22 protein-coding genes and 1 pseudogene are annotated in these 22,160 nt (G+C 61.4%); 7 read left to right on the plus strand and 16 right to left on the minus strand.

Translation table 11 applies throughout. The features are described from left to right. Nucleotides 1–1,472 (plus strand): annotated as a pseudogene (locus B7L09_RS08935) (ribonuclease E); the annotation flags it as partial. A gap of 110 nt (nucleotides 1,473–1,582) precedes the next feature. Here the strand turns inward: B7L09_RS08935 and B7L09_RS08940 are convergent. From B7L09_RS08940 to B7L09_RS08995, 12 genes are all read right to left on the minus strand, one after another. Beyond that, nucleotides 1,583–2,173, minus strand: a complete 591-nt coding sequence (locus B7L09_RS08940) for a nucleotidyltransferase family protein (RefSeq protein ID WP_094468513.1) — start codon at nucleotides 2,171–2,173, stop codon at nucleotides 1,583–1,585. Next, nucleotides 2,170–3,153, minus strand: a complete 984-nt coding sequence (locus B7L09_RS08945; protein ID WP_094468514.1) for an XdhC family protein — start codon at nucleotides 3,151–3,153, stop codon at nucleotides 2,170–2,172. Before B7L09_RS08945 ends, B7L09_RS08940 begins: the two co-directional genes overlap by 4 nt. Further along, nucleotides 3,153–5,474: a xanthine dehydrogenase family protein molybdopterin-binding subunit gene (locus B7L09_RS08950; RefSeq protein ID WP_094468515.1), complete on the minus strand. Its 2,322-nt coding sequence runs from the start codon at nucleotides 5,472–5,474 to the stop codon at nucleotides 3,153–3,155. Before B7L09_RS08950 ends, B7L09_RS08945 begins: the two co-directional genes overlap by 1 nt. After that, a complete protein-coding gene (locus B7L09_RS08955) occupies nucleotides 5,471–5,941 on the minus strand; it encodes a (2Fe-2S)-binding protein (protein WP_094468516.1) in 471 nt (156 codons plus the stop codon). The genes B7L09_RS08950 and B7L09_RS08955 overlap by 4 nt, the downstream gene beginning before the upstream one ends. 244 nt (nucleotides 5,942–6,185) lie before the next feature. Further along, nucleotides 6,186–7,205 (minus strand): UDP-N-acetylmuramate dehydrogenase, encoded by a 1,020-nt coding sequence (murB, locus tag B7L09_RS08960; protein ID WP_094468517.1) that lies wholly within the window; start codon nucleotides 7,203–7,205, stop codon nucleotides 6,186–6,188. Next, nucleotides 7,202–7,666 (minus strand): low molecular weight protein-tyrosine-phosphatase, encoded by a 465-nt coding sequence (locus B7L09_RS08965; protein WP_094468518.1) that lies wholly within the window; start codon nucleotides 7,664–7,666, stop codon nucleotides 7,202–7,204. The genes murB and B7L09_RS08965 overlap by 4 nt, the downstream gene beginning before the upstream one ends. Then, on the minus strand, nucleotides 7,666–8,430 hold the full coding sequence (gene kdsB, locus B7L09_RS08970; protein ID WP_094468519.1) for a 3-deoxy-manno-octulosonate cytidylyltransferase: 765 nt from the start codon (nucleotides 8,428–8,430) through the stop codon (nucleotides 7,666–7,668). The genes B7L09_RS08965 and kdsB overlap by 1 nt, the downstream gene beginning before the upstream one ends. Next, nucleotides 8,427–8,612: a Trm112 family protein gene (locus B7L09_RS08975; RefSeq protein WP_003174668.1), complete on the minus strand. Its 186-nt coding sequence runs from the start codon at nucleotides 8,610–8,612 to the stop codon at nucleotides 8,427–8,429. The genes kdsB and B7L09_RS08975 overlap by 4 nt, the downstream gene beginning before the upstream one ends. A gap of 25 nt (nucleotides 8,613–8,637) precedes the next feature. Then, nucleotides 8,638–9,648, minus strand: a complete 1,011-nt coding sequence (gene lpxK, locus B7L09_RS08980; protein ID WP_094468520.1) for a tetraacyldisaccharide 4'-kinase — start codon at nucleotides 9,646–9,648, stop codon at nucleotides 8,638–8,640. After that, nucleotides 9,648–10,079 carry a flagellar polar localization protein PocB gene (locus B7L09_RS08985; RefSeq protein ID WP_094468521.1) on the minus strand — a complete coding sequence of 144 codons (432 nt, stop codon included), beginning with the start codon at nucleotides 10,077–10,079 and terminating at the stop codon, nucleotides 9,648–9,650. Before B7L09_RS08985 ends, lpxK begins: the two co-directional genes overlap by 1 nt. Beyond that, a complete protein-coding gene (locus B7L09_RS08990; RefSeq protein WP_176457677.1) occupies nucleotides 10,076–10,711 on the minus strand; it encodes a flagellar polar localization protein PocA in 636 nt (211 codons plus the stop codon). The genes B7L09_RS08985 and B7L09_RS08990 overlap by 4 nt, the downstream gene beginning before the upstream one ends. Nucleotides 10,712–10,809: 98 nt before the next feature. Continuing rightward, nucleotides 10,810–13,044, minus strand: coding sequence for a DNA internalization-related competence protein ComEC/Rec2 (locus B7L09_RS08995; protein WP_094468523.1), 2,235 nt, complete (start codon nucleotides 13,042–13,044; stop codon nucleotides 10,810–10,812). A gap of 135 nt (nucleotides 13,045–13,179) precedes the next feature. Here B7L09_RS08995 and B7L09_RS09000 point away from each other — a divergent pair, with 135 nt between their 5' ends. Next, the gene (locus tag B7L09_RS09000) at nucleotides 13,180–13,698 is read left to right on the plus strand and encodes a DUF2062 domain-containing protein (RefSeq protein WP_094468524.1); all 519 of its coding nucleotides are present in this window, start codon (nucleotides 13,180–13,182) and stop codon (nucleotides 13,696–13,698) included. Nucleotides 13,699–13,840: 142 nt separating this feature from the next. On the opposite strand, the gene B7L09_RS09005 is transcribed toward B7L09_RS09000, so the two are convergent. The 4 genes from B7L09_RS09005 to B7L09_RS09020 form a co-directional block, all read right to left on the minus strand. Next, entirely contained in the window at nucleotides 13,841–14,620 is a 780-nt protein-coding gene (locus B7L09_RS09005; RefSeq protein WP_053255281.1) for an ABC transporter permease, read from the minus strand. Next, nucleotides 14,617–15,549: an ABC transporter ATP-binding protein gene (locus B7L09_RS09010; RefSeq protein ID WP_094468525.1), complete on the minus strand. Its 933-nt coding sequence runs from the start codon at nucleotides 15,547–15,549 to the stop codon at nucleotides 14,617–14,619. Before B7L09_RS09010 ends, B7L09_RS09005 begins: the two co-directional genes overlap by 4 nt. A 133-nt stretch (nucleotides 15,550–15,682) precedes the next feature. Then, nucleotides 15,683–16,306 carry a glutathione S-transferase family protein gene (locus B7L09_RS09015; RefSeq protein ID WP_094468526.1) on the minus strand — a complete coding sequence of 208 codons (624 nt, stop codon included), beginning with the start codon at nucleotides 16,304–16,306 and terminating at the stop codon, nucleotides 15,683–15,685. Nucleotides 16,307–16,349: 43 nt separating this feature from the next. Beyond that, nucleotides 16,350–17,009: a transglutaminase-like domain-containing protein gene (locus tag B7L09_RS09020; RefSeq protein WP_094468527.1), complete on the minus strand. Its 660-nt coding sequence runs from the start codon at nucleotides 17,007–17,009 to the stop codon at nucleotides 16,350–16,352. Between the two features lie 248 nt (nucleotides 17,010–17,257). Between B7L09_RS09020 and B7L09_RS09025 the strand changes: the two genes are divergently transcribed. From B7L09_RS09025 to B7L09_RS09040, 5 genes are all read left to right on the plus strand, one after another. Next, nucleotides 17,258–19,705, plus strand: coding sequence for an acyl-CoA dehydrogenase (locus B7L09_RS09025; protein WP_094468528.1), 2,448 nt, complete (start codon nucleotides 17,258–17,260; stop codon nucleotides 19,703–19,705). Nucleotides 19,706–19,770: 65 nt separating this feature from the next. Next, nucleotides 19,771–20,178 (plus strand): PA2817 family protein, encoded by a 408-nt coding sequence (locus B7L09_RS09030; RefSeq protein ID WP_094468529.1) that lies wholly within the window; start codon nucleotides 19,771–19,773, stop codon nucleotides 20,176–20,178. Nucleotides 20,179–20,456: 278 nt separating this feature from the next. Continuing rightward, entirely contained in the window at nucleotides 20,457–20,588 is a 132-nt protein-coding gene (locus B7L09_RS32345; RefSeq protein WP_010461912.1) for a hypothetical protein, read from the plus strand. 76 nt (nucleotides 20,589–20,664) lie between these two features. Continuing rightward, nucleotides 20,665–20,850 (plus strand): hypothetical protein, encoded by a 186-nt coding sequence (locus B7L09_RS09035; RefSeq protein WP_094468531.1) that lies wholly within the window; start codon nucleotides 20,665–20,667, stop codon nucleotides 20,848–20,850. A 101-nt stretch (nucleotides 20,851–20,951) separates the two neighbouring features. Beyond that, on the plus strand, nucleotides 20,952–22,160 hold a 1,209-nt coding region (locus B7L09_RS09040; RefSeq protein ID WP_094468530.1), incomplete at its 3' end, for an MFS transporter.

Here is a 22,160-nt window from a genome sequence, read left to right on the forward strand (position 1 = left end):
CCGCCGAGCGTCCGGCCCGTAACGAAGAACGTCGCAACGGTCGCCAGCAAAGCCGTAACCGCAACGGTCGCCGTGACGAAGAGCGCAAGCCTCGCGAAGAACGTGCACCGCGTGAAGAACGCGCGCCACGTGAGCCACGTGAAGAGCGTCAACCACGCGAAGCCCGCGAAGAAACCCCGGTAGTCGCCCGCGAAGAGCGTGCTCCACGTGAAGAGCGTGCTCCACGCGCCCCTCGTGAAGAACGTGCACCGCGCGCACCTCGCGAAGATCGCAAGCCACGTGGCGAGCGNGAAGAACGCGTGCGTGAACTGCGCGAACCTCTGGATGCCACCGCTCCAGCCGCTGCTGCGACTGCTGCGACCGCTGAAGAGCGTCCGGCTCGCCAGCCACGTGAAGAACGCGCTCCACGCCCACCGCGTGAAGAACGTCAGCCACGTGCCGAGCAAGCCGCTGCCGCGGTTGCCGAAGAAGAACTGGTAACCAACGAAGAGCAGTTGCAGGAAGATGGCCAGGACAACGCCGAAGGCGATCGTCCACGCCGCCGCTCCCGTGGCCAGCGTCGTCGCAGCAACCGTCGTGAGCGTCAGCGNGATGCCAACGGTAACGTGATCGAAGGTTCGGAAGAATCCGAATCCGCCGAAGGCAGCGAAGCAGGCGAAAGCAACGAAGCGCCAAGTACTTCCGATCTGGCCGCCGGCCTGGCTGTTACCGCAGCCGTTGCCAGCACCGTGATCAGCGCACCGGCTGAAGCACAAGCCAACGAGCAAGCCGAACGTGCAACGGCCGCCACCCTGGAGACGGCTCCGGTCGAAGCGCCTGTGGTAGAAGCGACGACTCCGGTGGAAGCCACTGCGGCTCCGGAAATCGAAGTGGCACCGGTTCGTGAAGCTGAGCCGGTTGTTGAAACCGCTCCAGTGGCCGAACCCGTGTTTGCTGCCGAACCAGCGGTCGAAACCTCCAGCGAAACCGTCACCGACGCTGTCCGCGAAGTTCGTGAAGAACAAACCGCGTTCAACTGGGTGGCCGAACCGGTAGCTGTTGAAGCACCTGCACCGGTTGCTGAAGTCCAGGCGGCTGAAACCGTGGTCTCCGAGCCAGTGGTTGTGGCTGCCGAGCCTGCTCCCGTCGTTGAAGCACCGACGCCGGTTGTTGCCGAAGTGGCCGCACCGGTCGTTGAAGCAGCTCCCGTCAGCGCCCTGACCGAAAATGGCCGTGCACCGAACGACCCGCGTGAAGTGCGTCGTCGCAAGCGTGAAGCCGAGCGTCTGCAGAAGGAAGCCGAACTGGCTGCCGCTGCTGCTCCGGTTGAAGCGGTTGTCGCTGACGAGCCTGCACCGGTTGTGGCTGAAGTGATCGAAGCGGCACCTGCTGCCGAGTCGGTCATCGAAGAAGCACCGCGCTCCGTACAGGAAGCGGTCGAGCAACACGAACAAGCCCTGGAAAAAGAACACGAGCCTAAACCCCTCGTCTGATTCCATCGGCCACTAAAAAGCCCCGTCTGGTGATCCAGGCGGGGCTTAATGAGATGGTCAGCCTGACCGAGAAGCCCTGCAGGTTTACGCTTGCAGGGCTTTTCTCGAGGCTACTGGAAGATCAGTTTCTCTGGCACATCTGCATCCCACAACACCCCGGCATCATCCACCGCCACCTCGACCACCCTGCCCTGCGCAAACAACGGTTTGGCCCCATGATCACCCGATAACGCCATCAACCCCGGCGCAAAGCTGCGCCCGAACCCGACCGGATGCCCATACTCACCCGCATGCACCGGCACGCTGACGCAATCGTCCGCCATCCCCGCCACCACCCGCTCAACACTCGACGGCAAGATAAACGGCATATCCCCCAGTACAATCAACCAGCCATTGAGGTCTGGACACGCCGCCACCCCAGCCGCAATGCTGTCACCCATCCCGGTCGACTCGATCACTACAATCTCGAAGCCATACGCCTGAGCCATGCGAATCACTTGCGGACGATCTTCGGTGGTCACCAGCACGCGCTTCCCAAGACTGATCGGCAAACTCAGCAGCACCTGCTCGATTACCGAACGAACAGCGCCATCGCGACCGGCACAGTCCGCCAGCAGTTTGTCCTTGTCCTCCCCCGCCACCAGCCTGAAACGACTGCCCTGCCCCGCCGCCAGCACGATGACGCCGATGGGATCACTCATACAACCTCCTGCAACGGCTTCTTCTGCTTGAGTTCGACGCCGTTCTTGATCGCCACAATCTCGGCCAGCAGCGACAAGGCGATTTCCGCGGGACTGTGGCTGCCGATGTGCAAACCGATCGGGCCGTGCAACCGCTCGATGGCCTGTGATGACAAGCCTAGCTGAGCGAGGTTTTCCCGACGTTTCAGGCTGTTGACTCGCGAGCCGAGGGCACCGACATAAAAAGCCCTGGAATCCAGAGCGGTCAGCAGCGCCATATCATCCAGACGCGGATCATGGGTCAGGGCGACGATGGCCGTGCGTTCGTCGGTCTGGATGTTCAGCACCGCTTCATCCGGCATGCCCGAGACGAAACGGCCGTGCTGCTCTTCCCAACCGTAGACAAACTCGCTGCGCGGATCGCAGATCAGCACTTCGAAATCCAGCAGCCGCGCCATCTCGGCGACATACCGGGACAGTTGCCCCGCACCGATCAGCAACAGCCGCCAACGCGGACCGTAGATGGCGCGAAGGGTGTGGCCGTCAAAGCTCAGCACATCGCTTTTGTTCGCCGCCAGCAAAACCACTTCACCGCTCGCAATATCCAGCGAGCGAGCCACGATTTCATGGGCCTCGCAGCGTGCCAGCAAATCGGCGACCCAACCTGGATCGCCGACCCGCTCTTCGGTCAGGCGCAACGTGCCGCCGCACGGCAAACCAAACCGTGCGGCCTCCTCTCGGGTGACGCCGTAGGTGATCAACTGCACCGGCGGTCCGTCAGGTGGAATCCGCCCATCGTGCAGCCGGGCAATTAAATCATCCTCGACACACCCACCGGACACCGAGCCGATCACCACGCCATCTTCACGCAACGCCAGCATCGCGCCAGGTGCCCGNGGCGCACTGCCCCAGGTCTGGACCACGCTGTACAACACTACTCGCTGCCCGGCGCGGCGCCATTCCAGCACGCTGCGCAGGACATTCAGATCCGCGCTGTCCATCAGGCCTGCGCCTTCTGCCAACCTTGCAGCTGATAACGAACCGGCAAGTTGCGGATGCGCTGGCCAGTGGCAGCGAAGATCGCGTTGCACAGCGCCGGCGCAATCGGCGGTACGCCTGGCTCACCGACCCCGCCCAACGGCACATTGCCCGGAGGCGTGACCAGATGCACCGCCACTTCCTTCGGCGCCAGTGACATGCGTGCCACTTCGTACATGTGGAAGTTGTCTTGCTGCACCTTGCCGTCCTTGAAGCTGATTTCCCCGACCACGGCATTGCCCAGGCCCATGACGCAAGCGCCTTCGAACTGAGCGCGAATCCGCTCGGGGTTGATCTGCGGACCGCAATCCACCGCGATGTCGGCCTTGTGCACGATCAACGTGCCGTCGTCTTTGACTTCGACCTCGATCACCGCCGCCACATAGGTGACGAAGCTGTAATGCACCGCCAGGCCCAGGCCTCGGCCCTTGGGCAGCTCGCGTCCCCAACCGGCGGCCTTGGCGGCCGTTTCCAGCACTGTGCGCATCCGCCCGGTGTCGATCGGATAACGCTCGGGGGATTCGCCGTAGTTCCACTCTTCACTCAAGGTACGCGGATCGATCTGACGGTCCGGGCCGAGCAGTTTGATCTGGTACTTGAGTGGATCCTGTTTGGCCTTGTGAGCCAGCTCGTCGACAAAGCTCTGGATCGCAAACCCATGGGGGATGTTCGACACCGAGCGATACCAGCCGACCCGCGTATGAATCGCCGCTTCCGGGTTTTCCAGGCGCACATTGGGGATCGCGTAGGCCATGTTGGTAAAGCCCATGCCCAGCTCGAAAGCCGCCTCGTGGTTCATGCCCGGGGCGAACAACGCGGTGATGCTCGGGGCCACGGTGCGGTGCAGCCAACCGGAGGGCAGGCCGTCCTTGCCCAGGCTGGCCTTAAGGTATTCGGCCGACACGGTGTGGAAGTAGGAGCAGTGGATGTCGTCTTCACGGGTCCATTGCACCCGCACGGCCTTGCCGGGGAATTCCTTGGCGAGGATCGCCGCTTCGATGATGAAGTCCGGCTTGGATTTGCGACCGAAACCGCCGCCCAGCAAGGTGACATTGAACGTGACCTTATCGAACGGAATGCCGAGGCGTTCGCCAATCCGTTCCCGGGTGACTTGGGGCGCCTGGCTCGGAGCCCAGGCCTCGCACACCCCGTCCTTGAACCGGGCGATGGCGACCATCGGCTCCATCGGCGCCTGCGCCAGGTGCGGCAGGTAATACGAGGCCTCGAGGATGCTGTTGGCGCCTTTCATGGCGTCGTCGATGTTGCCGGTGTTGCGCACCACCTTGCCGGGTTTGAGGGACGCGGCTTCCAGCTCTTTGCGGTAGGCGATCGAGTCATAACTGGCGTTGGGGCCGTCATCCCACTCGATTTTCAGCGCTTCGCGGCCTTTGATCGCAGCCCAGGTATTGCTGGCCACCACGGCCACGCCACCTAGCGGCTGGAACTCGGATGGCAGCGGACGGCCTTCGATCTGAATCACCTTGATCACGCCCGGGACTTTCAGCGCGGCGCTGGAGTCAACGGATTTGACCGTGCCGCCATAGACCGCCGGACGCGCAATCACGGCGTAAAGCATGCCGTCGAAATGCACGTCGGCACCGTAAATGGCGCGGCCATTGACGATGTCGGCACCGTCGATCGCCTTGGTGCCTTCCTTGCCGATGTAGCGAAATTCCGATGGCTGCTTGAGCCGCAGGCTGTCACGGGCCGGCACTGCCAGCGCACCTGCCGCGGCGGCCAGGGCGCCATAGCCCAGTTCACGACCGGTCGGCTGGTGCACCACTTTATGCAGTTGCGCATGGCACTCGCTGACCGGCACTTTCCACTGCGCGGCAGCCGCTTGTTCAAGCATGGTCCGAGCGGCAGCGCCGCAACGGCGCATCGGCTCGTACCAGTGACGCATGCTGCGCGAACCGTCGGTGTCCTGGTTGCCGAAGCGAATTTCGTCGCCCGGCGCCTGCTGCACTTTCATCATGGCCCAGTCGGCATCCAGTTCATCGGCGACCACCATGGTCAGGCTGGTGCGCACACCCTGGCCCATTTCCGAACGGTTGCAGACCACGGTCACCATGCCGTCAGCGGCAATGCTGATGTAAACCTTGGGATCATCGATCCAGCCATTGGGCATGCCGTCTGCGCCGAATTTTTTCTCTTTTTCTTCGGCGAAAGCGTCTTGCCAACCCCAGCTCGCTACCAGAACCAGCGCACTGGTCGCACCGACACCTTTAAGGAAGCCACGGCGGCTGAGGTTGCTCAGCGCAAAATCATTCGGTAACCGGCTCATGCCTTGGCCTCCTTCAGGTGAGTGGATGCCTGGCGGATGGCAGTCTTGATGCGGTTGTAGGTGCCGCACCGGCAAATATTGCCGACCATCGCCTCTTCGATCTGTGCGTCGCTGGGGTTCGGGTTGGTCTTGAGCAGCGCCGTCGCGGACATGATCTGCCCGCCCTGGCAGAAACCGCACTGGGCCACGGCGCTGTCGAGCCACGCTTGTTGCACGACTTGCCCGACCGGATCGGCGTGCAGGTTATCGATGGTGGTGACGTTCTGGCCGACCACCGCGCCGATCGGCGTGATGCAACTGCGCGCCGGAGCGCCTTCGATATGAATGGTGCAGGCACCGCACAGGCCCATGCCGCAGCCGAATTTGGTGCCGTTGTAACCGGCCACGTCGCGGATTGCCCAGAGCAGCGGCATATCCTCTGTGACATCGAGTTGATGGTCTTGACCATTGAGCTTCAGGGTAATCATGGGCACGCCCGCATATTTATAGGGTTATGGGGTCGAGCAATCTGCCGCCGAGGGTTGGCGGTTGGCATCACGCAGATCGGCTCAGGCTAAGAGGCTCTCTTACGCGGACGGCAACGTCTGCATCGGGCCTTTGGTGGAGCAAATGCTTGCATCGTTAGGTGGCTAAGTTAACCCAGCATTAACAAAAAAGCCCTGCACAGTTGAAGGTGTGCAGGGCTTTGAGATCAGTCATTAAAGCGTAGCTTCAATACTGATTCGGCTCCATTTCCAGGTCGACGTTGAAACGTTCCAAAATGTCTTTCTGGATGTGCTGCGCCAGGTGCAGCAATTGCAGGCCGGTGGCGCTGCCGTAGTTGACCAGCACCAGCGCCTGTAACTTATGCACGCCGGCATCGCCGTCACGAAAGCCTTTCCAGCCAGCCNGCTCGATCAACCAGCCGGCCGCCAGTTTCATCTGCCCATCAGGTTGCGCGTAGGCCACCAGGTCCGGGTATTGGCTTTTCAGCTGTGCGACCAGCGCGGCCGGCACCAGAGGATTCTTGAAGAAGCTGCCGGCATTGCCCAGCACTGCCGGGTCCGGGAGTTTTTCGCTACGAATGCTGCAGATCGCCTGGCTGACGTCGGTGGCAGTCGGGTGATCGATGCCCTGATCGGTCAGACGCTGGCGAACCGGGCCGTATTCCAGGTGCAGGTGTGCGGCGCGGTCCAGGGTGAAACGCACGCGCAGGATCAACCAGCGCCCCGACTCCTGCTTGAACAGGCTGTCACGGTAGGCGAAGTTGCAGTCTTCCAGGGTGAAATCCCGCAGCTCGCCGGTCTGGCGATCCAGCGCGGTCAGGCCGGCGAACACGTCCTTGATCTCGACGCCATAGGCGCCGATGTTCTGCATCGGCGCCGCACCAACCGTGCCGGGGATCAGGCTGAGGTTCTCCAGGCCCGACAAACCCTGCGCCAGGGTGTGCTGCACGAACGGATGCCAAGGCTCACCGGCCTCGGCTTCGATCACGACCTTGCTGCCATCATCGCTCAGGATCCGAATCCCGCGCGTCGCCATGCGCAGCACAAGTGCCTGGACATCAGCCGTCAGCAGCAAGTTGCTGCCGCCACCGATCACCAGCAACGGCACGTCATGGGCCGACGCATACGCCAGGGCTTCACGCACATCGGCGTCGTTGTGGGCCTCGGCAAACAACCGGGCCTGAACGTCGACACCAAACGTATTGAACGGCTTGAGCGAAACCTGGGGTTGAACCTGCAAACTCATAACCGCCCCTTCAATTCGATCACCANNAAATCACNGGCTCGCTCGATCAGGTCCAGCACCTGCTCGAAGCCTTGGTCGCCGTCGTAATACGGATCCGGCACTTCATCGAGTTCCGACTGGTAGCGACGCAAAAACAGATCCAGCTCGGCCTTGCCCTTGGCCGGTTGCAGGGCCTTGAGGTGGCGCAGATTGCTGTTGTCCATCGCCAGAATCAGGTCGTAGGCGGAAAAATCGGCGCGGGTCACTTGCTGGGCGCGTTGGGCGGACAGGTCGTAACCGCGCAGTTTGGCCGCAGCCTGGCTGCGTTTGTCCGGCGCCTTGCCGACATGCCAGTCACCGGTGCCGGCGGAGGCAACTTCGATGTGATCGGCCAGCCCCGCCTCGCGCAATTTATGCCGCAGCACACCTTCGGCCGTTGGCGAGCGGCAGATGTTACCCAGGCACACGAACAGAACGCGCATCAGGCCTCCAGCAGGCGACGGACGCGCTCGAGGTCTTCGACGGTGTCGACGCCGGTGGGCGGCGCGATCAGCGCATCGGCGACGTGAATCCGCACGCCATGCCACAGGGCACGCAGTTGTTCCAGGGACTCGGTGTTTTCCAGCCAGCACGGGCCCCAGCTGACGAAGTCATGCAGGAAACCGGCGCGATAGGCATAGATGCCGATATGGCGGCGATACGGCACGCCTTCCGGCAATACGTCAGGGTTCCTGGCGAAGGCGTCTCGCGCCCACGGCAATGTGGCGCGACTAAATGTCAGCGCCAGGCCATTGAGATCGCTGACGACCTTGACCACATTAGGGTTGAACAGGGTTTCGACGTCTTCGATCGGCTCGGCCAGGGTCGCCATGCGCGCCTCGCCATGGGCAGCCAGGTTCGCGGCGACCTGATCGATCACGCTCGGCGGGATCAAGGGCTCGTCACCTTGCACGTTGACCACGATGGCGTCGGCGGCCAGGCCCAGTTTCGCGGCGACTTCGGCCAGGCGATCGGTACCGGAATTGTGATCTTCGCGGGTCAGCACCACTTCGGCGCCAAACGCCTTGCACGCTTCAACGATGCGCGCGTCGTCAGTGGCGACCACCACACGCTCGGCACTGCTTTTGCTCGCCTGCTCCCAGACGTGCTGGATCATCGGCTTGCCGGCGATCAGCAGCAGCGGTTTGCCCGGCAGACGGGTGGAGGCATANCGTGAAGGAATGACGACGGTAAAGGCTGTGGTCATTTATCCAGGCGCTCATCGGTGGTCAGGGTGCGGGCTTCGCTTTCGAGCATTACCGGGATGCCATCACGGATCGGGTAAGCCAGGCCAGCACCCTTGCTGATCAGCTCGGTTTTGTCGGCGCTGAGCTTGAGCGGGCCTTTGCAGATCGGGCAAGCGAGGATGTCGAGCAGTTTGGTGTCCATGAGTATTTCCTGGATTAGAACGGAGTTAAGGCAGAAGACGATCCGGCAACAGGCGCATCAGCTGCGTATCGAACCAGGCCACGAAGGCCGGTGATGGCGCAGCATCGACCGCCAGGTACCACCAATCGACGGCGGCGAAGGCACGGCACTTCACCGCGTCCTTTTCGGTCATCACCAATGGTAATGACGGTGTGAAATTCAAGGCCTGCACGCTGTACTCGGCGTGGTCGGCAAACGCATGCGGCACTGGCTGCCAGTGTAGCGTTTCGAGGGTCGTGAAGAAACGTTGCGGATTACCGATCCCGGCCACGGCGTGCAGCGCCTGGCCTGCAGGGAAGTGGTCGAGGGGACGACGCTCACCGCTGTGCAGGTTGACCAGTTCGGTAGGTTGCAGCTGGAAGGCAAAACCGTCGTCGCGATCATTGGTGGCGCCGTTGTATAGCACGGCGTCGACGCTTTGCAGGCGTTCGACCGGTTCACGCAAGGGACCGGCCGGCAGGCAGCGTTTGTTGCCCAGGCCGCGGGCGGCGTCGATCAACACCAGTTCCAGGTCCCGGGCCAGCCGGTAATGTTGCATGCCGTCATCAGAGAGGATCAGATCCAGCGGCTCACTCGCCAGCAGCGCTTTGACGGCGCTGCTGCGATCCGGGTCGATCATCAACGGCACGCCCGTGCGCTGGACGATCAACAGCGGTTCGTCGCCGGCAATCTCTGCGCTCTGATCGGCCTCGACGCGCCACGGCAATTGCGGCGGTTTGGCGCCGTACCCACGGCTGACCACCCCGACCCGCAAACCGCTGCGCTGGCAATGCTGGATCATCCACAGGATCAGCGGTGTCTTGCCGGTGCCACCGACGGTGATATTGCCGACCACGATCAGCGGCACGGGCGGCTGATAGATCTCGCCCTCACCCGCCAGAAAGCGCTTGCGCTTGTTCATGACTACGCGCCGGTACAGCCACTCCAGTGGCTGCAACAGCTTCAGGGCCGGATGACCTTGGTACCACGCGGCGAGCAAGCGATCAGACATGGCCATCAGGGCGCGGGCGGTGCCGCTTCGACCGTGGTCATGCGCAGATGGCTGAAACCCAGCTTGCCCGCAGCGTCCATGGCCGTGATGACTGACTGATGCTGAGTCTTGCCATCCGCGCTGATGGACAGCGGCAGATTGGTGTCGCCATTGGATTCTTTTTGCAGCGCCTCCATCAGCGTCGCGAGGTCGTTCTTCGGCAATATCTGATTGTTCACCGAGAACGCACCTTCGGCACTGATGGCAACGTCCAGGTGCTTGACCTGCTGGTCTTCGGCAGGCGAACCGCTGACCGCTTCCGGCAGATCGACGCGCAACTGGGTTTCACGGGTAAACGTGGTGGTGACAACAAAAAACAGCAGCAGGATAAACACCACGTCGATCAGCGACGCGAGGTTGATGTCGACCGTTTCCCGCGGTTTGCGGCGGAATTTCACGCTTTGCCCTCGGCCAGGTCCACATCACGGTCGCCCTGAACCACTTCGACCAGTTTGATCGCTTCCTGCTCCATGCCCACCACCAGCTCATCGATCCGGCGTTGCAGGAATCGGTGAAAGAATACTGCCGGGATACCGACCATCAGGCCAGCNGCCGTGGTAATCAACGCCTTGGAGATACCGCCCGCCAGCACGGCGGCGTTAGTGGTCATGCCCGACCCCATGAACGAGCTGAAAATATCGATCATGCCCAGCACCGTACCCAACAGGCCGAGCAACGGTGCCATGGCCGCAATGGTGCCAAGCGCATTGATATAGCGCTCCATTTCATGGATGACCCGGGCAGCGGCCTCCTCGATGCACTCTTTCATGATCTCTCGACCATGTTTGGAGTTGGCAAGGCCCGCCGCCAGGATCTCGCCCAACGGTGAGTTGGCGCGCAGCTCCTTGAGTTTTTCTTTATTAAGCTGCTTGTCCTTGATCCACACCCAGACTTGCCCGAGCAAATGCTCCGGGGTCACACGGCTGGCTCGCAGGGTCCAGAGACGCTCGGCGGTGATCGCCATGGCCGCGATGGAACTCAAAATAATCGGCAACATCATCCAGCCGCCGGATTTGACCAATTCCCACACAGTGACAGCTCCCTCGAAAAAGTGCGCCACTCTAACATAGGGGCCGGATGCACCGAAGACTGTGATGTCGCATCCGGTCGGGCTTTCATAACTGGCGGTTATGGGTCGGACGGTGGCGGATCGCGCCAGAAACGCCGTTCCAGACGCATCGTCCACGGCGGCTTGAAGCGCCCCAGTTGCAGACGAATGGCACCGTGGGTGGCGGAGTCGTAGATCGCCGTCCCGCGCTTTTTATAACGCGCCATGACCGTGGGATGCGGGTGACCAAAGGAATTGCCCTGGCCACGGGATATGAGCACAGCCCCGGGTTGTAACGCGGCGAGCAGCGCCATCGAAGAGGAACTGCGACTGCCATGGTGCGGCGACTGTAGCCAATTTGTCGGCACGGCAAGCGAACTGTCGAGCAATGCCCGCTCGGCAGCAACATCAATGTCACCGGTCAACAGCAATCGCTCGCCATTGGCTTCGATCTGCAAGACACAGGATTTTTGATTGCTGTCGCCGGCGGATGTCCATTGCCAGAGCCGGAAGTCCACACCGTCCCAGGTCCATTGCCGGCCGCTTTCACAACCCTCTGCGCGCAATTCGACTGGCAGCGCCTCGGGATCGCCGCTCAGGACCTGCGTCACCGGCAATCCGTTGGCAACCGCACGCGCACCGCCGGCGTGATCGGCGTCGGCGTGACTGATGAGCATCAGGTCGATCCCGGCTACGCCCAGTTTGCGCAATGGCGGCAGCACCACCCGCTCGCCGAGGTCGACATCACCGAAACGCGGTCCGGTGTCATACAGCAACGTGTGGTGGCGGGTGCGCACCAGGATGGCCAGGCCCTGGCCGACGTCCAACTGCCAGACGTCGGCGACGCCTTCGCAAAGCATTGGACGAGGTGGAAAAGCCAGCAACAGCAGCAGCGGCCAACCCAACGGGCGCATCGGCACACCTTTGGGCAGCAATAGAAGAAAGGCCCCCAGGGTACCGAGCGCCCAAATCCACACCGGCACCGCGACCGGCACCCAGGCGGGCAATCGCCCGGCCATCAATGCCAGCCCCTTGAACAACAGGTCAACCAGACCGCCCGCCAGCCACAGCAACCCCTCGCCCACATAAGGGACGGGCAATAACAACGTCCCGAGCAAAGCGGGTGGCAATACCACCAGGCTGACCCAGGGCACCGCCAGCAGATTGGCCACGGGTCCGCTGACGCTGATCGGCAAGCCGAGTATCAACAGCAATGGGCACAGTCCGATCGCGATCAGCCATTGCGCACGGGTCCAGGTTTGCCACCATCGCCAGGGCCCCAGCCGCCCACCGAAGGTGAAGATCAACACCGCCACCGCCGCGAACGACAACCAGAAACCCGGTTGCAGGCTCGCCAGCGGGTCGAGCAGTAAAACGCCGTTGAGCGCCAGCAACAGCGGCCACCAGGCACCGAGATGACGAAACCGCAGGCGCCACAACAGCACCAGGCCGATCATCACGCAGGCCCGGCGCACCGGCACCTCGAAACCGGCCAGCAACCCGTAACCCAGCGCAGCGGCAAACGCCAGTCCGCAGGCCCATGGCAGCCAGGGCAAACGGCTTGGCCACAGGCCATAGCGGGCCAACCCTGCGATCAGCAGATACACCAGCCCCGCCAGCAGCCCGATGTGCTGCCCGGAAATCACCAGCAGATGCACGGTGCCGGTGTCTTGCAGCACTTGCCAGTCCTCGCGACTCAGCCCGCCGCCGTCGCCCAACACCAATGCGGTCAGCGCCCCTGTCCGGCCTTGGGCATCGACGGCCTGCAACCGCTGGCGAAGGCTGTCGCGCCAGGCCCATTGGGCGGCGGCCAGCCTCTGGCCATCCTTGACCGTCCCGGTAGCGCCGATGCGTTGTGCCAGCAGCCAGGCGTCGTAGTCAAAGGCATGCGGATTGAGCAGCCCGGCAGGACGCTTCAACTTGACCGCCAGCCGCCACCGTTCGCCGCTGTTGACGGGCGGTCCGTCATACCAGGCGAGGCGCAGATGCCGGGGTAGCCGGGTGCTTCGGGACTGACTGTCGGTCAACTCGAAGCGCACCACCCCTTCGGCATTCTGCGGCAGGCCCGTCACCCGGCCTTCGACCCAACGAGTCTCGCCATCGAGCTTCAGCGGCAAGCGATCATCCAGCGCCCACTGCGCACTCGCGCACGCCCAACTGAAGCCGAACAGGCAGAACGCCAACGGGTAAGTCCGAAACGGCAACAGCATCAAACCCACGACCGGCAGCAACATCCATAACCAGACCGGCGGTAACACCGGTAAAAAACGCAGGGCCAGCAGACCCAACGCCAGCGCCATCATCCCTGTGCGCATATGCCCGTCCTTGAGAGTCCCACCCTAGGCATAGCTGCCCGACTGCACGCGCACGGTTATTAATTGTCACAAAGTCTGAATGGGCGGTTCATAGAATCCAGACATACTTGCCCCTCGCACTGACCTGGACCCCTTATGCCCCGGCGCTTATTCAAACGGTACATGCCNGACCCGACCAGCATCAGGGAACACAAATCCTTACGNTTTCTCGGCACCCTGCTGCATGACCCGAACCTCTGGCACCTCAATCGNCACTCCGTCGCGCGCGCCATGGCGGTGGGCCTGTTCGCGGCGTTTATCCCGATTCCGTTGCAGATGCTGGTCGCTGCCATTCTGGCGATCATGGTGCGGGGCAACATGCCCATCGCCGTCAGCCTGGTCTGGCTGACCAACCCGATTACCATGCCGGCAGTGTTCTTCTGCACCTATCAGACGGGAGCGTGGTTGATGGACGTGCCGGCCAGGCATTTGCCGGACGAGCTGACCTGGGAGTGGATCAGTGGTGAGCTTTCCACGTTGTGGCAGCCGTTTTTGCTGGGTTCAGTGGTGACAGGGCTGGTGCTGGGCGCCCTCGCCTATTGCCTGGTGATGATGTATTGGCGCTGGTGGGTTGGGCGGCAGTGGAAGCGACGTAAGCAACGCCGGATGCGGTAAATGCAAAACGGCCTCCATTGTTGGAGGCCGTTTTTTTGTGGTGTCTGGGCTTGCCCGCGAAGCAGGCGACGCGGTCTTTCTCAGGTACGCCGTTTTTTTGTGGTGTCTGGGCTTGCCCGCGAAGCAGGCGACGCGGTCTTTCTCAGGTACGCATCCCGCGCCCACTGACCAGCAACCGCGCACAACCGACATACAGCACCACGGTGGCCACCAGCATGAAGGTGATCGCCACGCTGATCTTGATATCCGATACGCCCAGGATGCCGTAGCGGAAGGCGTTGACCATGTGCAACACCGGGTTGGCCAGCGACACGGTCTGCCAGAACGGCGGCAGCAAGGTGATGGAGTAGAACACCCCGCCCAGATAGGTCAGCGGCGTCAGCACGAACGTCGGGATAATCGAAATATCATCGAAATTGCGCGCAAATACGGCGTTGATAAACCCCAGCAGCGAGAAGATCGTCGCCGTCAGTACGACCACCAGCAGGGTGACCCCAAGGTGATGCACCTGCAGGTGGGTGAAGAACAATGACAGCAAGGTCACGATCACGCCGACCATCAAGCCACGCAGCACGCCACCCAGGGTGTAGCCGATCAGAATGGTGTGGGGCGACACCGGCGACACCATCAGTTCTTCGATGGAGCGCTGGAACTTGCTGCCGAAGAAACTGGAGACCACATTGCCGTAGGAGTTGGTGATCACCGACATCATGATCAGGCCCGGCACGATGTACTCCATGTACGTGAAGCCACCCATGTCGCCGATCTGGCGGCCGATCAGGTTACCGAAGATCACGAAGTACAGGACCATGGTGATCGCCGGCGGCAGCAGCGTCTGCGGCCAGATCCGGGTAAAGCGCTTCACCTCGCGGTAAACGATGGTCTGCAGCGCGACAATATTGGGTTGCAGTTCGGAACTCATACCGCCACCTTCGCCAGATTTTTCTCCACCAGGGACACGAACAACTCCTCAAGGCGATTGGTTTTATTACGCAGGCTCAGCACTTCAATGTTCTGGGCCGCCAACTGNGTGAACAGCGCAGTGATGCCCATGGCCTTGTCGACCTGGACTTCGAGGGTGTGGCTGTCGAGCAGCTTGGTCGGGTAACCGAGCAACTGCGGCGCGACGTTCAGCGTGTTCTTGAGGTCNAGCAGGAAGGTTTCCACATGCAACTGGCCCAGCAGGTTACGCATGCTGGTGTTCTCGACGATGGTGCCGTGGTCGATGATGCCGATGTTGCGGCACAGTTGCTCAGCCTCTTCCAGATAATGGGTGGTGAGGATGATGGTGATGCCCTTCTCGTTCAGCTCGGTGAGGAAGGCCCACATCGATCGACGCAGTTCAATGTCCACGCCCGCGGTCGGCTCATCGAGGATCAGCAGGCGCGGCTCATGCACCAGCGCGCGGGCGATCATCAGGCGGCGCTTCATGCCGCCGGACAACGAGCGCGAAGGCACGTCACGCTTGTCCCACAGGCCCAGCTGAGTGAGGTACTGCTCGGCGCGTTCCTTGGCGATTTTAGCCGGGATGCCGTAGTAGCCCGCCTGAGTTACAACGATGTCGAAGGTCTTTTCGAACTGGTTGAAGTTGAACTCCTGGGGCACCACGCCGATGGAACGTTTGAGCGCCGCCGGGGATTTGTCCAGGTCATGCCCAAAGATATTCACCGTGCCGCTGGTCTTGTTGACCAGGGTCGAGAGGATACCAATGGTGGTGGATTTGCCGGCACCGTTGGGGCCGAGCAAGGCGAAAAAGTCACCTTCGGCAACGTCCAGATCGATACCACTCAGGGCCTGGAAACCGTTGCCGTAGGTTTTGGTTAGCTGCCGGATGGACAGAGCGGAACTCATATCGGANTTACGCACCAAGAAGGGAAGAAAGGGATAACTATGGGCGGGCGGCGAGCAATGCAACCGCGGCGCACGAGCGCAATGGTGCTTGTCGCCGCCACACAAGTACAGTCAAGTGTGTCGATAGTGAGTATTAAGTCAACGCGGTCATAACGGCTTTTTTATACGCCGGACGCTGTTTCAGTCGCGCATACCAGGCTTCAAGATGCGGCTGCGGTGCGCGCTCGATCGGCATCTCGAACCAGGCATAAATGAAACTGCCAAGGGGAATGTCGCCCATGCCAATTTCGTCGCCGGACAGATACGGCATGGCCGCCAACGCCTGGTTCGCCATCGTCAGCAGGTCATCGCACTCCTTGATCGCGGCGTTGATGGCGGGCCAGTCCTGCTTGTCTTCAGGTGTGCGTAACACGCCCCAGAACACCGTGCGGAACGGGCCGGCAAAACTGGAGGTGGTCCAGTCCATCCACTTGTCAGCAGCGGCGCGGGCCTTCAGATCCGCCGGATACCAGGCCGTACCATCGGCGCGACTGGCCATCAGGTAACGCACGATGGCGTTCGATTCCCATAGCACGAAGCCGTCGTCTTCGATCACCGGCACACGGCCGTTGGGGTTCATCGCACGGTACTGCGGCGTGTCGACTACACCAAAGGCGCCGCCCGCATCGATGGCTTCATAGGCCAGGCCCAGCTCCTCGGCGGCCCACAATGGCTTTCTGACATTCGACGAATTTTTCCGACCCCAGATCTTCAGCATGACCGCCTCTTTATGGATGAATGCGCAGGCAGCATACGCCGGATCAGGCGCGGCTCAAATCACTCTGCATGTCACCCAGCAATGCTGGCAAAGTGTCGCTGAACAGATGCGGGTAGCACTTTTCCAGGTGCTCGAAAAAGAACGTTTCGGGCACGTCAGTGAACTGGCCGTGGTCCACCAGATACTCCATCAGCGGCTCGCCGTCGCGGTTGAAGGGATGAAAAACACTGTCGTGGATGCCGTCGAACTCCAGCGGCGCCACATTGAACAGTTCGCAGAGTTTTTGGTTAAAGGCAGGCGTCGCCTTGACCCAGCGACCGTTCAGATACAGCTCCGTATAACCATGCATGGCGAACACATCNCTTTTGAGCAACGCGATCAGGCGTGGCGTCGACAGGTGATTGCGCACGTCCGCCAGACCGATGCGCGCCGGTATACCGCAATGTCGGGCTGCTCCGGCCAGAAGCGTGGCCTTGGGCACGCAATAACTCTCTCCGGCTGCCAGTGCATAACTGCCGCACAACGTATCCGGGTCGCGACTGAAGGTGTAGGGGTTGTAGCGCACGGCTTCGCGCACCGCGTAATAGAGCTTGATCGCCTGCTCAAGCGGATCCGCACTGGGACCACGGTGTTTTTCGGCGAACTCCACCACCGCAGGGTGGTCACTATCGATGAAGCGGCCGGGACTCAGATACTCGTGCATGAGAACAATCTCCTGGGGAAGCCACGAGTCTAGCGATACCTTTAGCACAGAGATAACGACGTTTCGGCCAAACATGGGCGCATAGCCGCGTAGGAAACGAACGATTTCCCGGGCGTGTTGCCAACCCAACCTACAAAACTCATCGATGGTTTCCCACGAATTCAATCACCTCGCTCCGACCACCTTGTTTTGCGGATGCCGTCTAAGCTCTGAAGGTTGGTTTTNCCCTGGTTCACGGAGGATTGAATATGCTGTTGTTGTGGATACTGGTTCTGGTTGTCGGGATAGCTTATTTAGCCCACCGTCTCATCGCCCCCCTGCCCGCCCTGTGCATCGTCGCTGTCTATATCGTCGCGATGGGTGCCTTCAGCCGCGCGCCAGGCTGGCTGCTGCTGATTTTCTGGGTGTTGATCGCAGCCGTCGCGGCGCCGTTGTTGCTGCCCGACCTGCGCCGCCAATACTTCACCAAGCCGCTGTTCAGCTGGTTTCAGAAAGTCCTGCCGCCGATGTCCGAGACCGAGCGCGACGCGATTGATGCCGGCACCGTGTGGTGGGACGGCGAACTGTTCAGTGGTCGCCCNGACTGGAACAAACTGCTGTCCTATCCAAAAGTGCAGCTCAGTGAAGAGGAACAGGCCTTTATCGACGGCCCGACTGAAGAACTCTGCGCCATGGTCACCGATTGGCAGATCGGGCAAGACATGGATCTGCCGCCCGAAGCCTGGACACACATCAAGACCCATGGCTTCTTCGCGCTGATCATTCCCAAGGAATACGGCGGCAAGGGTTTCTCTGCCTACGCCCACTCCCAGGTTGCAATGAAACTGGCGACCCGCAGTGGCGACCTCGCGTCCACCGTGATGGTGCCCAACTCCCTGGGCCCGGCCGAACTGCTGCTGCATTACGGCACCGATGANCAGCGCAACCACTACCTGCCNCGCCTGGCCCGTGGCGATGATATCCCGTGCTTTGCGCTGACTGGCCCACTGGCCGGCTCCGACGCCGGCGCCATGCCCGACACCGGCGTGATCTGCAAAGGTGAATGGGAAGGCCAGGAAACCCTCGGCCTGCGCCTGAACTGGGAAAAACGCTACATCACCCTCGGCCCGGTGGCGACGTTGCTCGGCCTGGCCTTCAAGGCCCATGACCCGGATCACCTGCTGGGCGACAAAGAAGACCTGGGCATCAGCCTGGCGCTGATCCCGACCGACACCCCCGGCGTGGAGATCGGCCGCCGTCACCTGCCCCTGGGCGCCGCCTTCATGAACGGCCCCAACTCGGGCAAAGACGTGTTCATCCCCCTGGAATTCCTCATCGGTGGCCAGGAAATGCTCGGCAAGGGCTGGATGATGTTGATGAACTGCCTGTCGGTGGGCCGCTCGATCTCACTGCCCGCTGTCGGCACCGGCGCTGCCAAGTTCACCAGCCTGGTGACGGGGCAATATGCCCAGGTGCGTGAACAGTTCAACGTACCGCTGTCGGCCTTCGAAGGTATTCAGGAAGCCCTTGCGCGCATCGGCGGCAACGCCTGGCTGATGGACAGTGCGCGCATGCTCACCGCCAACGCCGTGGACCTGGGGGAGAAACCCTCGGTGCTGTCGGCGATCCTCAAATACCACCTCACCGAACGCGGCCGCGAGTGCATCAGCCACGCCATGGATGTACACGGCGGCAAGGGCATCATCATGGGCCCGAACAACTACCTGGGGCGCAACTGGCAAGGCGCGCCGATCTTCATCACCGTGGAAGGCGCGAATATCCTCTCGCGCAACCTGATGATCTTTGGTCAGGGCGCGATTCGCTGCCATCCGTTCGTGCTCAAGGAAATGGCCCTGGCCGGTCGTGAAGACCATGACCAAGCGCTGAAGGAGTTCGATGGCCTGCTGCTCAAGCACATCGGTTTCGCCGTGAGCAACGCCGCCAGCACGCTGGTGTTGAACCTCGGCTTCGGGCACCTGGAACATTCGCCGGGTGACAAGCTCAGTCAGGGTTACTTCCGCGCGCTGAACCGTCAGGCCGCAGCATTCGCCCTGCTCGCCGACCTGAGCATGATGTTGCTGGGCGGTGAATTGAAACGTCGCGAACGCCTGTCGGCGCGCCTGGGCGATGTGCTGAGCCATATGTATTTGGCGTCGGCGGCGCTCAAGCGTTATCACGACCTGGATTCGCCGGACCATCTGGAGCCGCTGTTCGCCTGGGCCATGGAAGAAAGCCTCGGCGAGTCGGAGCGTGCGCTGGATGAACTGCTGAGCAACTTCCCGAACAAGGTGCTCGGCTGCCTGCTGCGGGTTATCGTGTTCCCGTTCGGCCGTCGCCACAAAGGCCCATCGGACAAACTCGGCGCCGAAGTCGCCGCAGTGATCGGCCGCGCCAAGGGCGATCCAACCCTCGAAGAATTGCTCGGCGGTTGCTACCGCCCGCAATCGGCGGACGACGCGGTCGGTGCCCTGCAACATGCCTGCAACCTTTTGAACGCAGCTCAACCGTTACAGAAAAAACTGCACGTGGCGCTCAAAAGCGGTCAGGTCAAACCGGCTGCCGGGGAACATGTCATCGATGCAGCGCTGGAGGCGGGGGTGTTGCAACCTGGTGAGGCGCAGTCCCTGCGTGATGTTGAAGTAGCGCGGCGCAAGGTCATCGACGTCGATGATTTCGACAAAGACGAACTGGCGCTGGCCGACGGAAAGGTCCGCTGATCCTGTAAAAACGGGCGCAGGAGCTTTATACTCCTGCGCCCGTTTTGCTCTTGAGGACTTATCTCGTGTCCAACGTCGTTGCCGATCATCTCGTCTTGCTCGACCACTTGCGCAGCATCCTGGTTGCCGTCGGCGAAGCCGAACAGGTGCCCGAGGAAAGCCACACTTTGTTCATGGAGCGTTTCGACGAGTTGCGCGCCCTGCTGCCGATCGATCCGATCGAAAGCCAATACCTGGGCCAGGACCTGATGAGCCAGGTGATCACCCGTTATCCGCAAATCGCCCACCTGGTCCCGCGCGACCTGTTGTGGTACTTCGCCGGTGACTGCCTGCATTACATGCCCGATGATGAAATCGAATTGTACCAGGCACTGGAAGAACGTCGCTTTGAAGCCGAACAGAACGACGAACCCTTCGACTGGAATCAGGAAAAACAGCTGCTGGCGATGTCGAACGACGACAGCAAGCACTGATCCCTGATCTGAAATGCAAAAGGCCCGCATGGTTGAACATGCGGGCCTTTTTTATGGCATTTCCGAGTGGTGTGGTGTTCGAGCAGCCGCCATCGGAGCAAGCCCGCTCCCACATTTGCTTTGTGTTGCCCTCTTCCAGACCTGTCTAGACAACTCCATCCGTCGAAACAAATGGATATAAAAGTCTTTTTGTCATTTCTCCTGCTGTATCCTGCCCAAGCTTTTTAAAAGCGCGGATCTACCAGATCTATCAACAGACTTTGCGAGGAGCGCGAAACATGCACGAGATCCCTAATCTCCCCTTCCCAAGCCTGCACGAAACTGAGCAGACAACCACGCAACAAGCCGGTGCCCAACAGCCCGAGCCGAAAGAAGCCACTGAACGCCGCCAGGCCGACAGCGAAGACTGAAACACCTGCAATGCCAGACCGTGTGGAAAGCGCTAACATGCGCTTTCCACACCGCCTGAACCCCGAGTTCCACACCATGACTGATGACTTCTCTGAAACCCAGGCCAGCGTCCTGATCGGCACCGCCGAGAAGATGATCGAGATCTGGAATCGTCTCTCTCCCGAGAAACAAGCCGCGTTGCTCGCCCGTTTCGGCACCGAAGAAAACGCCCTGGCCGCCCTGGTCACGACGCAACTGGTTGCCCCGCAAAACCCTGAATAATCCCCCGACCGGCAAATAGTTTTACTTTTCCACGCCCCACGGCCGCTCGCGCCGCTATCATAAGCAGCCTATCTATCCTGCTTTCCCGTGGACCTTTACCCATGTCTGANACCCAGCGCCCCATGGCGGTCACGCTGCAAGTCGTTTCCATCGTGCTGTTCACCTTTATTGGCTACCTGAACATCGGCATTCCCCTGGCCGTTTTGCCGGGCTATGTCCATAGCCAACTGGGCTATGGCGCAGTGATTGCCGGGCTGGTGATCAGCGTGCAATACCTGGCCACGCTGCTGAGCCGCCCTTATGCCGGGAAAATCATCGACAACAAGGGCAGCAAACTCGCAGTGATGTACGGTCTCGCCGGTTGCGGTTTGAGCGGCGTGTTCATGCTGATTTCAGCCTGGACCCAGAACCTGCCGATGCTGAGCCTGATCAGCCTGCTGATCGGGCGACTGGTACTCGGCAGCGCGGAAAGCCTGGTGGGCTCGGGCGCCATCGGCTGGGGNATCGGCCGGGTCGGTGCGGCGAACACCGCCAAAGTCATCTCCTGGAACGGCATCGCGAGTTACGGCGCACTGGCAGTCGGCGCGCCGCTGGGCGTGTTGCTGGTCAGTCAATTGGGTTTGTGGAGCATGGGCGTGAGCATCGTGCTGCTGGCCGTCCTCGGCCTGGCACTGGCCTGGCCAAAAACCGCCGCACCGATTGTGGTCGGTGAACGGCTGCCGTTCATGCATGTGCTGGGACGGGTGCTGCCCCATGGTTGCGGCCTGGCCCTGGGCTCGATCGGATTCGGCACCATCGCCACCTTCATCACGCTGTATTACACCACCCAACATTGGGACAACGCGGTGTGGGCACTGAGCCTGTTCGGCGCCAGTTTTATCGGTGCACGCCTGCTGTTCGGCAATTTGATCAACCGTATCGGCGGCTTTCGCGTGGCGATTGCCTGCCTGTCGGTGGAAATCTTCGGCCTACTGCTGCTGTGGCTCGCGCCGGACGCCCACCTGGCACTGGCCGGTGCGGCATTGAGCGGTTTCGGCTTCTCGCTGGTGTTCCCGGCGCTGGGCGTGGAAGCGGTCAACCTGGTGCCCGCCTCCAGTCGCGGTGCTGCGGTCGGGGCTTACTCGCTGTTCATCGATTTGTCGCTGGGGATCACCGGACCGCTGGCCGGTGCAATTGCTGCCGGATTTGGCTTTGCTTCGATCTTCCTGTTTGCCGCCATTGCCGCATTGAGCGGTTTGGCGCTGAGCGTTTATTTGTACCGGCAGGCGCCGAAGCACTTGAGTGAAAAGTACCGGGAAGANCGCGACGCT

Origin of the sequence: Pseudomonas mandelii (genome assembly GCF_002251635.1) — a bacterium.
Classification (GTDB): Bacteria; Pseudomonadota; Gammaproteobacteria; order Pseudomonadales; family Pseudomonadaceae; genus Aquipseudomonas; species Aquipseudomonas mandelii_B.

Bases quoted from the DNA above. Each gene is read 5' to 3' on its own strand.
- B7L09_RS08940 (WP_094468513.1), bottom strand. From the start codon at position 2,173: ATGAGTGATCCCATCGGCGTCATCGTGCTGGCGGCGGGGCAGGGCAGT.
- B7L09_RS08950 (WP_094468515.1), bottom strand. From the start codon at position 5,474: ATGAGCCGGTTACCGAATGATTTTGCGCTGAGCAACCTCAGCCGCCGT.
- B7L09_RS08955 (WP_094468516.1), bottom strand. From the start codon at position 5,941: ATGATTACCCTGAAGCTCAATGGTCAAGACCATCAACTCGATGTCACA.
- B7L09_RS08975 (WP_003174668.1), bottom strand. From the start codon at position 8,612: ATGGACACCAAACTGCTCGACATCCTCGCTTGCCCGATCTGCAAAGGC.
- lpxK (WP_094468520.1), bottom strand. From the start codon at position 9,648: ATGGCCATGTCTGATCGCTTGCTCGCCGCGTGGTACCAAGGTCATCCG.
- B7L09_RS08995 (WP_094468523.1), bottom strand. From the start codon at position 13,044: ATGCGCACAGGGATGATGGCGCTGGCGTTGGGTCTGCTGGCCCTGCGT.
- B7L09_RS09005 (WP_053255281.1), bottom strand. From the start codon at position 14,620: ATGAGTTCCGAACTGCAACCCAATATTGTCGCGCTGCAGACCATCGTT.
- B7L09_RS09015 (WP_094468526.1), bottom strand. From the start codon at position 16,306: ATGCTGAAGATCTGGGGTCGGAAAAATTCGTCGAATGTCAGAAAGCCA.
- B7L09_RS32345 (WP_010461912.1), top strand. From the start codon at position 20,457: ATGCACGAGATCCCTAATCTCCCCTTCCCAAGCCTGCACGAAACTGAG.
- B7L09_RS09035 (WP_094468531.1), top strand. From the start codon at position 20,665: ATGACTGATGACTTCTCTGAAACCCAGGCCAGCGTCCTGATCGGCACC.